This window comes from Microbacterium jejuense (assembly GCF_019511665.1).
Classification (GTDB): Bacteria; Actinomycetota; Actinomycetes; order Actinomycetales; family Microbacteriaceae; genus Microbacterium; species Microbacterium jejuense_A.
In genome coordinates, this window is the sequence record NZ_JAEUAW010000004.1 from 169,292 (window position 1) to 181,230 (window position 11,939).

Consider the following 11,939-nt stretch of genomic DNA (forward strand, 5'->3'; position numbering starts at 1 on the left):
AGCGCTCCCTCCCGGGTCAGCCGGCCACCTCGTGCAGCAGGAACGCCCCGAGGAACCCGATCGTCGCCCACAGGCCGGTGAGCGCGCGCTGCTCGTCGAAGGCCTCGGGGATCATCGTGTTGCACACCATGGCGAGCAGGCCGCCGGCGGCGATCGTCGTGATGAGCGCGATGAGGCTGGGCGGAGCGGCCTGGAACGCCGCGTATCCCAGCACCGACGCGATCACGGTGACCACCGCGATGCCGCACCACAGCAGCGCCACGTAGCGCGCGGAGCTTCCACCGCGCTTGAGCGCGGCCGTCGACCCGAGCCCCTCGGGGAAGTTGCTGATGGCGATCGCCGCGACGATCGGGATGCTGATGCCGCCCTGCAGCACCGAGAGGCCCATCACGATCGATTCGGGGATGCCGTCGATGAGGGCCCCGACCGCGATCACGAGGCCTGCGCCGCTCGCGGCTCCGGCGGCGCCGGCACGCCGTGCGACGATGCTGGCGCTGCCGTCCCCGTCGACCCCGGCGACGGGCTTGCGCTTCTTCGGACGCGAGATGAGCTGATCGGCGACGATGTACAGGATCGCGCCGCCGAGGAACCCCACAGCGGTCGGCACCAGTCCGCCGTCGTCGGCGGCCTCCTCGACGAGCTCGAACGCGAGCGTCGAGATCAGCACGCCGGCGCCCAGCGCCATGATCCCGGCGACGACGCGCTGCGGGATGTCGACGAACCATGCCACGCCGGCGCCGACGAGCAGCGTCCCGCCACCGATGAGGCCGCTCAGCGCGGCGAGCCAGAGACCCTCCATGGCGCCAACCTACTGGGCAGACCAGGCGGGGTCGTTCGTGCGGTCGGGGCGTTTCGTCTCGGGAGTCGGGCGCTCAACGGCCGGGGGTGTGTCGGTCGTTGAGCGGAGGGCGCTCTGGCGCCCGCAGACGAAACGCGGGCTGGCCCGGGGTTGCTCGTGCGGCCGGGGCGTTTCGTCTCGCTCGTTCCTCGCTCGCTCAACGGCCGGGGAGGTGGGTGTCGGTCGTTGAGCGGAGGGCGCTCTGGCGCCCGGAGACGAAACGGGGTCTGTCACCGGGGTCGTTCGTGCGGTCGGGGCGTTTCGTCTCGCTCGTTCCTCGCTCGCTCAACGGCCGGGGGTGGGTGCCGGTCGTTGAGCGGAGGGCGCTCTGGCGCCCGCAGACGAAACGGGGTCTGTCACCGGGGTCGTTCGTGCGGTCGGGGCGTTTCGTCTCGGGAGTCGATCGCTGAGCGAGGAGCGCCAGCGACGAGACGAAGCGTCCTCGCTCGCTCAACGGCGGGGGTGCGCCGGTCGTGCTCTCTCGCCCGCGGATGAAACGCCGCGTTTCGCCTTGCTCGCTCAACGGCCGGGTGCAGTCCCCGCGCCGTCACACCCCCGCGGTCTCGCGCGCCCGCAGGTCCTTGCGGAGGATCTTGCCTGCGCTGGACTTCGGGATCGCGTCCACGAACTCGACGCGGCGCACCTTCTTGTGCGGCGCGACCTGGTCGGCGACGAACGCCATGACCTCCTCCTCCGTGAGCCCGGAATCGGGCGCGGCGACGATGAAGGCCTTGGGGATCTCCTGCTTGTCGTCGTCGAGGACGCCGATGACGGCGGCATCCATCACCTTCGGATGGCCGAGCAGCAGAGCCTCGAGCTCGGCCGGGGCGATCTGGTAGCCCTTGTACTTGATGAGCTCCTTCACGCGGTCGACGATCGAGAAGTAGCCGCCCTCGTGGTAGACGGCCACGTCCCCGGTGTGCAGGAACCCGTCGGCGTCGAGCGTCTCGGCCGTCGCCTCGGGCTTGTTGAGGTAGCCGAGCATGACATTGGGGCCCTTGACCCACAGCTCGCCCGGCTTCGTCATGCCGTCGGGACCGATCTCGGTGATCTCTTCGCCGGTCTCGGTGTCGACGAGCTTGTTGAGCGTGTTCGGCAGCATGCCGCCCACCGAGCTGACCGGCTCGTCGTCGCGGCCGTAGTACATCGCGTGCGAGACCGGGCTCAGCTCGCTCATGCCGTAGCCCTGCAGGAAGCGGGCGTGGATGCGGCGCCCGGCGACCTCGGCGGTCTCGCCGTCCAGCGGCGCGGCGCCCGAGAACACGGTGTGCACGCTGGAGATGTCGAACTGGTCGACGATCGGGTGCTTGGCCAATGCCACCGCGATCGGCGGTGCGATGTACAGGTACGTGCACTGGTACTTCTGGATGTTGGTGAGGAACTCGACGAGATCGAACTTCGCCATCGTGACCAGGCTCGCCCGCTTGCGCAGCGCGAGGTTCAGCAGCACCGTCATGCCGTAGATGTGGAAGAACGGCAGCACCGCCAGCACACGGTCCGACGCGTCGAGGTTCATGTTGGGCACGCACTGGGCGACGTTCGCCACGAGGTTGCGGTGCGACAGCATGACGCCCTTGGGGATGCCGGTCGTTCCCGACGAGTACGGCAGCACCGCGACGTGCGTCGCCGGGTCGAACGACACCTCCGGCGCCGGCGAGCCCTCGCCCAGCAGCTCGCGCAGGTTCGCGTGGCCGGCGGCGCCGTCCAGCACGATGACGCGTTCGTGGGGGATGCCGGCGGCCTCGGCAGCCGCGGCGGCCTGGGGGAGGAGGGGGCTGACCGTCACGAGCCATGTGGCCCCGGCATCCCTCACCTGCTTCTCGATCTCGCCCGCCGTGTACAGGGAGTTGATCGTCGTCACCGTCGCGCCGGCGCGCAGGATGCCGTGGAACACCGTCGCGAACGCGGGCACGTTCGGGCACAGCAGCCCCACGACGGTGTCGAGGCCGACCCCGCGCGCCGCGAGCGCCCCGGCGAACAGGTCGATCTGCATCCGCAGCGCGCCGTACGTCGTCTCGGCGCCCGTGGCGGGGTCGATGAGGGCGACACGGCCGAGGTCCTCGTCCGTCAGCGTCGCGAACAGGTAGTCGTAGACGCTGAGCTCAGGGATCTCGACATCGGGGTGGGTACTGGTGAACACCGGATCTCCTTTGATCGGTAGGGGTCGCGCAGCGCGGCGTGCGCCCATCATGCCACTTCGTCGCGGCAATGTGGAACGCGATCCCCGATCCGGTGGAACGCAGTGTCAGGCGAGCACGGCCTGGCGCCCGCCGGTGGCGAGACGCTCGGCGGCGAGGCCCTCGGCGGCCTCCAGCGGCGTCACGCCGCGCGCCTCGGCCTCGTCGAAGATGCGGCGCACCGTGTCGCCGATCTGCGCGACGCGGCCCATGATCTCGGCCCGCGTGCCGCGCTGCTTCGCCTCGAGGTCGAGATAGATCACGCCGCCCGCGTTAACGACGAAGTCGGGGGCGTAGAGGATGCCGCGCCCGGCGAGCCGCGACGCGCCGCTGTGGTCAGCCAGCGGGTTGTTCGCGGGGCCGCACACCGCCTTCGTGTCGAGCGCGTCGATGACCTCGTCGGTGAGGAGGCCGCCGATGCCGGCGGGCACGAACACATCGGCCGGCACCAGGTGCTCCGAGCCGGGCTCCGCCCACGCGGCGCCCAGTTCGACCGCGAGGTCGCGCTTGGCGGGGTTGACGTCGGTCACGGTCAGGTGCGCGCCCTCGGCCGACAGACGCACGGCCAGACGGCTGCCGACCTGGCCGAGGCCCGAGATCGTGATGCGACGACCGGCGACGTCGGCCGTGCCGGTGACGCGTTCCAGCGTCGCCCGGAGCGACTCGTACACGCCGAGGCTCGTGGGGCCGGCCGGCTCACCCGATCCGCCCACCGCGTCGGGCAGTCCGACGACGTGCTCGGTGCGCTCGCGGACGACGAGCATGTCGTCCGTGGTCGAACCCACGTCCTCCGCGGTGCGATACAGGCCGTGCAGCGACTCGACGGCGTCGCCGAGGTCGAGGAAGGCCGCACGGCGGCGGTCGTCGTCGAGCACTGTGCCCGGCGGCAGGGCGATGACGGATTTGCCGCCGCCCGCGTCGAGTCCTGCGGCCGCGTTCTTGAGCGTCATCGCGGCCGACAGCCGCAGCGCGTCGCCGAGCGCGTCGCTCCAGTGCGGGTAGCTCCACAGCCGTGCGCCGCCGAGGGCCGAGCCGAGCACCGACGAGTGCAGCGCCACCGTGATGAACAGACCGCTCCGTCGCCCCGTGATCACCTCCACCCGTTCGTGCGCGAAATCGGGGAGGGGCAGGGTCGGCGTGTGCGTCATCGCGGTGCTTCCTTCGGCGGGCTTCGTGGGCCGCGGGGTGTGCTGCGGGTGCGGGTGGCGTGTCGCAGCGGACGCCGCTGCGTTGCGGCATCCACTCTCATTCCACACCGGAGCGGCGGATTGTTCAACCGTGCGCGCAGCGAGTGCGCAGAGTGCTCGGCCGCCCGGGTGATTCGACGGTGGTCTTGCGCACAATCGTGCAGGATTGCAGGCACAACGGGGCGAGCGGGGCTTCGCGCCGGAATCCGACCGCGACGCGGGCGGCGTGCCGGCATCCGTGCGCGTAACCGTGCGAGGCGGCGCACGGCTCGATCACGCCGCTGGCTATGCTGTGGCCGTGACCGTCCTCCCCGCGCGCAGCCAGCTCGTCCATGACGCCCTCCGTGCCGCCGGGATCGCCGGCGACATCGTCGTGCTTCCGGATGCCGCCTCCACGGCGGTCCTGGCCGCCGAGGCGCTGGGAGTCGAGGTCGGCGCGATCGCGAACAGCCTCGTCTTCATGAGCGATGGCGAGCCGCTTCTCGTGATGACGAGCGGTGCCCACCGCGTCGACACCGCCGCGCTCGCCGAGCGGCTGGGGCGCGGCAGGATCCAGCGCGCGAATCCCGACCAGGTGCGCGAGGCCACCGGGCAGGCCATCGGCGGCGTCGCCCCCACCGGCCACCCCGCACCCCTCACGACGATCGTCGACGAGGAGCTCGCGCGCTACCCCGAGATCTGGGCGGCGGGCGGCACTCCGCACACGGTGTTCCCGCTGACCTACGACGAGCTCGTGGGCCTCACCGGCGGCACCGTGGCCAAGGTCGACTGAGCCGCTTCAGGCCGGAGTCGGCCGTGCGCGTCCGATGCGCCGCTCGAGCTCGCCGGCGGCAGCGCCCGCCCGTTCGGCGAGCTCGCCCGCACGGGCGTCGTCGGGACTGTCGGCCTGGGCGGGCCACGTGAGCGCGATCGCGGCAGCGGGCCAGCCGGTGTGATCGCGCACGGCGACGCCCACCGAGCGCATGCCCAGGGTCACCTCTCCGTCCTCCTCGGCGAACGCGCGGGAGCGGACCTCCCGCAGGAGCTCGCGCAGCTCGGCCGGCCGCCGGGGTCCGCGTCCTGTCCGGTCGGCGAAGGCCGCCGCATCCGGGAACAGCGCCCGCACCTGCTCGGCGGGGAGGGCGGCCAGCATCGCGCGTCCGGTCGCGGTGAGGTGCGCGGGAAGCCGCACGCCCACGTCGGTCACGAGAGCGGGCCGCCGGGGTGCGCGCTCTTCGACGATGTACAGCACGTCCCGCCCGTGCATGACGGCGAGGTGCGCGCTCTCGCCGGTGCGGTCTGCGAGCTCGGCGAGCACGGGGCGTCCCAGCCGGGCCAGCGGCTCCTGCCGCGAGTAGCCGCCGGCGAGCTCGAACGCCGCGAGCCCCAGTCCCCACCGGCGGTCCTCGGGCAGGTGCACGACGAACTGGTGCTGCTGCAGCGTCGTGAGCAGGTGGTACACCGTCGACCGCGGGATGCCGAGGGCCGTGGCGATCGTGCGCGCGGGAGCGGGGCCCCGCTGCCGTGCCAGGAACGACAGGATCCGCAGCGTGTGGTCGGCCGCCGGCACCTGCGGTCGTGCGTCTGGGATCACAGACACAGGATGCCACGACCCGCTGTTCGACGGCAGCCCGGCGGTGTGGAATCGAGCCATGATCGCTGAGTCCTCCGTCATCGTCGGCGCCGCACCCCTGCGCCCCGAGGACGTCGTCGCCGTCGCCCGTCACGACGCCCGCGTCGAGATCGCCCCCGAGGCGCTCGAACGCGTCGCCGCCGCGCGTGCCCTCGTGGAGGGCCTGGCCGACGACCCCGAGCCGCACTACGGCATCTCGACCGGGTTCGGTGCGCTCGCGACCACCTTCATCGCGCCCGAGCGGCGGCGGCAGCTGCAGGCGAGCCTCATCCGCTCGCACGCCGCCGGCACAGGCCCCGAGGTCGAGCGGGAGGTCGTGCGCGCCCTCATGCTGCTGCGGCTGCAGACCCTGGCGACCGGCCACACGGGGGTGCGCCCGATCGTCGTCGAGACGTACGCCGCGATGCTCAACGCCGGCATCACCCCCATCGTCCGCGAATACGGCTCGCTCGGCTGCTCGGGCGACCTCGCTCCGCTGTCGCATGTCGCGCTCGCCGCGATGGGCGAGGGTCGCGTGCACGTGCTTCGACAGGCTCAGCAACCGGAACAGGCGGTGGAGATGGACGCCGCCGACGCGCTGGGTGCGGCATCCATCGCTCCGCTCGTGCTGCGCGAGAAGGAGGGTCTCGCCCTCATCAACGGGACGGACGGCATGCTCGGGATGCTGCTGCTCGGCCTGCACGACCTCTCCGTGCTGCTCGACACGGCCGATGTCGCGGCGGGCATGTCGGTGGAGTCGCAGCTCGGCACCGACGCGGTGTTCGCCGCCGACCTGCAGGCGCTGCGCCCGCAGGCGGGGCAGGCCGTGTCGGCGGCGAACCTGCGCACCGTGCTCGCGGGGTCGCCGATCGTCGCGTCGCACCGCGACCCGGCCGTGTGCACGCGCGTGCAGGACGCGTACTCGCTGCGGTGCTCGCCGCAGGTGCATGGCGCAGCCCGCGACACCGCCGACCACGCGCGGATGATCGCGGAGCGTGAGCTCGCGGCGGCCGTCGACAACCCCGTCATCACCGACGACGGGCGCGTCGAATCCAACGGCAACTTCCACGGTGCGCCGATCGCGTACGTGCTCGACTTCCTGGCGATCGCGGTGGCGGACGTGGCGAGCATCTCGGAGCGGCGCACCGATCGCGCGCTCGATCCCGCCCGCAGCAACGGCCTGCCGCCGTTCCTCGCCCACGAGGTGGGCGTCGACTCCGGCCTCATGATCGCGCAGTACGCCGCCGCCGGAATCGTGTCCGAGCTCAAGCGACTGGCCGTGCCGGCATCCGTCGACTCCATCCCGTCGTCGGCGATGCAGGAGGATCACGTCTCGATGGGCTGGGCCGCCGCCCGCAAGCTCCGTCGCGCCCTCGACGGCCTTGCGCGTGTGCTGGCGATCGAGGTGCTGACCGCCGCCCGCGCGCTCGACCTGCGCGCCCCGCTGCAGCCGGGCGCCGCCACCGGCGCGGTGCGCGAGCTCGTCCGCGGGACGGGCGTCGCGGGTCCCGGACCCGACCGCTTCCTGTCGCCCGAGATGGAGGCCGTGGCCGCGCTCGTCGCGTCCGGCGCCGTCGCGCGGGCGGCCCTGAAGCCCGTGGCTGCGGCATCCACTTCCGCTTCGCCGGATCGGGAGATCTGACGGATGCAGGACGAAAACGCGCACAAGATCCTGTCTTCGCCAGATCTCCTGATCTCGGCAGCCCAACGGAGGGAAACGACCGACATGAACCCCGGCACCGCCCACACGACACCCCGCACCGTCCGCGCCCCGCGCGGCGCCGAGCGCACCGCCAAGAGCTGGGGCGCCGAGGCCGCCAAGCGCATGCTGATGAACAACCTCGACCCGGAGGTCGCCGAGCATCCCGAGGACCTCGTCGTCTACGGCGGCACCGGCCGCGCCGCGCGCAGCTGGGAGGCCTTCGACGCCATCGTGCGCACGCTCGACGAGCTCGAGCCCGACGAGACGCTGCTCGTGCAGTCCGGCAAGCCGGTCGGCGTGTTCCGCACGCACGAGTGGGCGCCGCGGGTGCTCATCGCGAACTCGAACCTCGTCGGGGACTGGGCGACGTGGCCCGAGTTCCGCCGCCTCGAATCGCTCGGGCTCACGATGTACGGCCAGATGACCGCCGGCTCATGGATCTACATCGGCACGCAGGGCATCCTGCAGGGCACGTACGAGACGTTCGCTGCGGTCGCGCGTTCGCTCGGGCGCGACGACCTGTCGGGCACGCTCACCCTGACCGGCGGCGCCGGCGGGATGGGCGGCGCGCAACCGCTCGCGGTGACGCTCAACGGGGGAGCCGTGCTCATCGTCGACGTCGACGAGTCGCGCCTGGCCCGCCGCGTCGAGCACGGGTACCTCGACGAGTACACGACCGACCTCGATGCCGCCCTGGCCCGCGTCGTCGCCGCGAAGGCAGCCGGTGAGGCGCTCAGCGTCGGCGTCGTCGGCAATGCCGCCGAGGTGTTCGCCGACGTCCTGCTCCGACAGCAGGCGGGCGAGTTCACAGTCGACATCGTCACCGATCAGACGAGCGCGCACGATCCGCTGGCGTACCTTCCGGTGGGCATCGCCTTCGAGGACTGGAAGGCCGAGGCATCCCGCGATCCCGAGGCCTTCACCGCGCGTGCCCGCGGGAGCATGGCCAAGCACGTGGCGGCGATGGTGGGGTTCCAGGATGCCGGAGCCGAGGTCTTCGACTACGGCAACTCGATCCGCGCCGAAGCCCAGCTCGGCGGCTTCGACCGTGCCTTCGCGTTCCCGGGCTTCGTGCCGGCGTACATCCGGCCACAGTTCGCGGAGGGCCGCGGACCGTTCCGCTGGGTCGCGCTGTCGGGCGATCCCGACGACATCCGCAAGACCGACGAGGCTGTCAAGGCGCTGTTCCCCGACAACGCGGGGCTGGTCCGCTGGCTCGACAAGGCCGGCAACGCCGTGCACTTCGAGGGACTCCCGGCCCGCATCTGCTGGCTCGGCTACAAGGAGCGGCACCTCGCGGGCCTGAAGTTCAACGAGATGGTGGCCTCGGGCGAGCTCGCCGGCCCGATCGTGATCGGCCGCGACCACCTCGACGCCGGCTCGGTCGCGTCGCCGTACCGCGAGACGGAGGCGATGGCCGACGGCTCGGACGCGATCGCCGACTGGCCGCTGCTGAACGCCCTGCTCAACACCGCGTCGGGCGCGTCGTGGGTGTCGATCCACCACGGCGGAGGCGTCGGCATCGGGCGCAGCATCCACGCCGGCCAGGTGACCGTCGCCGACGGCACGCCGCTGGCCGCCGAGAAGCTGGAGCGCGTGCTCACGAACGACCCGGGCACCGGCGTCATGCGCCACGTGGACGCCGGCTACGACCGCGCCAAGGAGGTCGCCCGCGAGCGCGGCCTCCAGGTGCCGATGCTGGAACAGTGACGTCATGACGACCCCGCAGCTCCTCCTGCGCGTCCCGATGTCGTCCAGGAGAGGGGCGTGGGACACGACCTCGAGAGATCTGGACATGAAGGGGTGGATGCCGTGAGCGCCGTGCTCATCACGAACATCGGCGAGCTGACCACCAACGTCGGCCGCGACGGCGATCCGCTGGGCACGCTGCGCGATGCGGCACTGCTGCTCGAGGGCGATCGCGTCGCGTGGGCAGGGCCGGCGGCCGAGGCCCCGCACCTGTCGTCTCGCTTCGCTGGATCGACGACCGTCGAGGTGGTGGATGCCGGCGGCCGAGCCGTCATCCCCGGTTTCGTCGACAGTCACACGCACCTCGTGTTCGGCGGCGACCGGGCCGACGAGTTCGAGGCGCGCATGAGCGGCACCCCGTATGCGGCGGGAGGCATACGGCGGACCGTCGTCGCCACGCGCGCCGCGAGCGACGACGAGCTCCGCGAGCGCCTGCAGCGGTTCACGCGCGAGCTGCGGACGCAGGGGACCACGACCTTCGAGATCAAGACGGGGTACGGGCTGACCGTCGCCGACGAGGCACGGCTGGCTCGGCTCGCGGCCGAGGTCACGCCCGAGGTCACGTACCTCGGAGCGCACGTCGTGCCCGCCGAGTTCGCCGACCGCCGCGACGAGTACGTCGACCTGGTGTGCGACGAGATGCTGCGGGCATGCGCGCCCCACGCACGCTGGATCGACGTGTTCTGCGAGCGCGGGGCGTTCACGCCGGAGGAGTCGCGCCGCGTCCTCGCCGCCGGCGTCGCGCACGGACTGCTGCCACGGGTGCACGGCAATCAGCTCGGCCCCGGTGAGGGCGTGCGCCTCGCGGTCGCGATGGGCGCGGCATCCGTCGACCACTGCACGTACCTCGACGACGCCGACGTCGCCGCTCTCGCCGGCGCCGACACCGTGGCGACGCTGCTGCCGGGCGTCGAGTTCTCGACGCGGCAGCCCTACCCCGACGCGCGGCGTCTGCTCGAGGCGGGCGTGACGGTCGCCCTCGCCAGCGACTGCAACCCGGGGTCGAGCTTCACGAGCTCGATGCCGCTCATGATCGCCCTGGCCGTGCGCGAGATGGGCATGACGCCCGGCGAGGCCGTGTGGGCGGCGACGGCCGGTGGTGCGCGGGCGCTCCGGCGGACCGATGTCGGCGCTCTCGGCCCGGGCATGCGCGCCGACCTCGTGATGCTCGACGCACCGACGCGCGTGCACCTCGCCTATCGACCGGGGGTCCCGCTCGTGCACACGGTGTGGCTCGGGGGCGAACAGGTCTGACGCCGCCGCGCGACGCCCCCGGTCACCGCGGGGTGTCGAAGGTCCAGTCGTCGGGATCGAGGGCTGTCGCGACGTCCCAGTCGTCCTGGTCCCACGCGAAGGTCGCGACGGCGCACGTGGGCATGTGGCCGATGCCCTCGCCCGAGAGCCGTCCGGCCAGGACGCTCATGCCGGGATCGTGCGCGACGACGAGGACCGACCCGGCGCCGGTGGCCGCGGCCGCCGCGAGCAGGGAGTTCGCCGGTGCGCCGTACAGAGCGGGATCGAGCGACACCGCGACGCCGAGCTCGGCTGCGAAGGCCTCGGCCGTCGTGCGGGCGCGCAGCGCCGTGCTCGACAGGATCACGTCGGGGCGGAATCCGGATGCCGCCAGGCGCGCCGCCATGACGGGCGCGTCCCGCATGCCGCGGTCGTTGAGGGGGCGGTCGTGATCGTCCAGGCCCGGATCGCCCCAGTCGGACTTGGCGTGGCGCACGAGCGCGAGGCGGATCACGAGGCGCTCCGCCGCGCGGCGAGGCCGGCGAGCAGTTCGAGCACGCACAGTGCGGCGAGGCGCACGGTGCGCCCGTCGGGGGCATCGGCGGTCGCGTCGACCTCGGCGATGTCGGCGCTGTGCAGGCGCGGGTCCGCGGCGGCTTCGCGCACGAGCGCGCGCAGCTCCCAGGCGGCGAGGCCGCCCGGCACCGAGGCGGGGCACCCGGGCGCCACGGAGCGATCGCACACGTCGACGTCGATGTCGAGGTGGATGCCGCCGCCGCCGGCGCCGGCGATCTCCCGGGCCTCGGCGACGACGTCCGCGGCGCCGCGGCGGCGCACGTCGTCCATTGTGATGACGGTGATCCCGAGGTCGGCCGCGCGCCGCGCATACGCGACGGAGTTCGCGAAGTCGGCGATGCCGAGCTGCACCACGCGGCGTCCGTCGAGCCCGCCGTCGATGAGCCGCCGCACCGGCGAGCCGTTGGACGCCCCGTCACGCAGGTCGAAGTGCGCGTCGATCGTGATGAGGCCCTGCGCGGCGGCCCCCTGCGCGACGCCGTAGGTCAGCGAGTTGTCGCCGCCGAGCGCGATCACGAGGTCGGCGCGCTCGCGCGCCGCCGCGACCGCGGAGCGGACGGATGCCTCGCCCTCGGCCCCGTCCGGATCGGCGACGTCGCCCCCGTCGGCGATGCGCAGCACCGCGTTCAGGTCCACGGGCGGCGGCCCGAGCAGCGTGGGGCTGTAGCGGCGCAGCGCGTCGCGGATCGCCGCGGGAGTGGCGTGCGCCCCCGTGGGGGACAGCGACGTCAGGTGGGTCGGCACGCCCAGGAGGACGGCATCCCACCCGTCCGCGCCGTCTCTCTCCGGGCCATCTCTCTCCGCGCCATCCCCGTTCGTGTCGTCGATGCGCGGCCAGGCGCCGGCGCGGGGCCAGAGGTCGTCGTGTGAGAGCGCCACGATTCGA

Annotated in this window: 10 protein-coding genes; 4 read left to right on the plus strand and 6 right to left on the minus strand. The window is 72.7% G+C overall.

Going from position 1 to position 11,939, the window contains the following annotated elements:
* Nucleotides 1-16: 16 nt before the first annotated feature.
* The 3 genes from JNB62_RS06720 to JNB62_RS06730 form a co-directional block, all read right to left on the minus strand.
* On the minus strand, nt 17-799 hold the full coding sequence (locus JNB62_RS06720; RefSeq protein ID WP_220300095.1) for a ZIP family metal transporter: 783 nt from the start codon (nt 797-799) through the stop codon (nt 17-19).
* A gap of 586 nt (nt 800-1,385) precedes the next feature.
* The gene (locus JNB62_RS06725; protein WP_220300096.1) at nt 1,386-2,978 is read right to left on the minus strand and encodes an AMP-binding protein; all 1,593 of its coding nucleotides are present in this window, start codon (nt 2,976-2,978) and stop codon (nt 1,386-1,388) included.
* 105 nt (nt 2,979-3,083) lie between these two features.
* On the minus strand, nt 3,084-4,163 hold the full coding sequence (locus JNB62_RS06730) for a Glu/Leu/Phe/Val dehydrogenase family protein (RefSeq protein ID WP_220300097.1): 1,080 nt from the start codon (nt 4,161-4,163) through the stop codon (nt 3,084-3,086).
* A gap of 337 nt (nt 4,164-4,500) precedes the next feature.
* Between JNB62_RS06730 and JNB62_RS06735 the strand changes: the two genes are divergently transcribed.
* Entirely contained in the window at nt 4,501-4,974 is a 474-nt protein-coding gene (locus JNB62_RS06735) for a YbaK/EbsC family protein (RefSeq protein WP_220300098.1), read from the plus strand.
* A 6-nt stretch (nt 4,975-4,980) separates the two neighbouring features.
* Here the strand turns inward: JNB62_RS06735 and JNB62_RS06740 are convergent, their stop codons facing one another.
* Nucleotides 4,981-5,781 (minus strand): IclR family transcriptional regulator, encoded by an 801-nt coding sequence (locus JNB62_RS06740; RefSeq protein WP_374450569.1) that lies wholly within the window; start codon nt 5,779-5,781, stop codon nt 4,981-4,983.
* A 52-nt stretch (nt 5,782-5,833) separates the two neighbouring features.
* Between JNB62_RS06740 and hutH the strand changes: the two genes are divergently transcribed.
* From hutH to hutI, 3 genes are all read left to right on the plus strand, one after another.
* Entirely contained in the window at nt 5,834-7,435 is a 1,602-nt protein-coding gene (gene hutH, locus JNB62_RS06745; RefSeq protein ID WP_220300100.1) for a histidine ammonia-lyase, read from the plus strand.
* A gap of 84 nt (nt 7,436-7,519) precedes the next feature.
* Entirely contained in the window at nt 7,520-9,205 is a 1,686-nt protein-coding gene (hutU, locus tag JNB62_RS06750; protein ID WP_220300101.1) for a urocanate hydratase, read from the plus strand.
* 102 nt (nt 9,206-9,307) lie between these two features.
* On the plus strand, nt 9,308-10,498 hold the full coding sequence (gene hutI / locus JNB62_RS06755) for an imidazolonepropionase (RefSeq protein WP_220300102.1): 1,191 nt from the start codon (nt 9,308-9,310) through the stop codon (nt 10,496-10,498).
* A gap of 22 nt (nt 10,499-10,520) precedes the next feature.
* On the opposite strand, the gene JNB62_RS06760 is transcribed toward hutI, so the two are convergent.
* Together JNB62_RS06760 and JNB62_RS06765 are read right to left on the minus strand one after the other, a co-directional pair.
* Nucleotides 10,521-10,991, minus strand: a complete 471-nt coding sequence (locus tag JNB62_RS06760; RefSeq protein ID WP_220300103.1) for a SixA phosphatase family protein — start codon at nt 10,989-10,991, stop codon at nt 10,521-10,523.
* Nucleotides 10,988-11,932: an arginase family protein gene (locus JNB62_RS06765; RefSeq protein WP_220300104.1), complete on the minus strand. Its 945-nt coding sequence runs from the start codon at nt 11,930-11,932 to the stop codon at nt 10,988-10,990. The genes JNB62_RS06760 and JNB62_RS06765 overlap by 4 nt, the downstream gene beginning before the upstream one ends.
* Nucleotides 11,933-11,939: the final 7 nt, after the last annotated feature.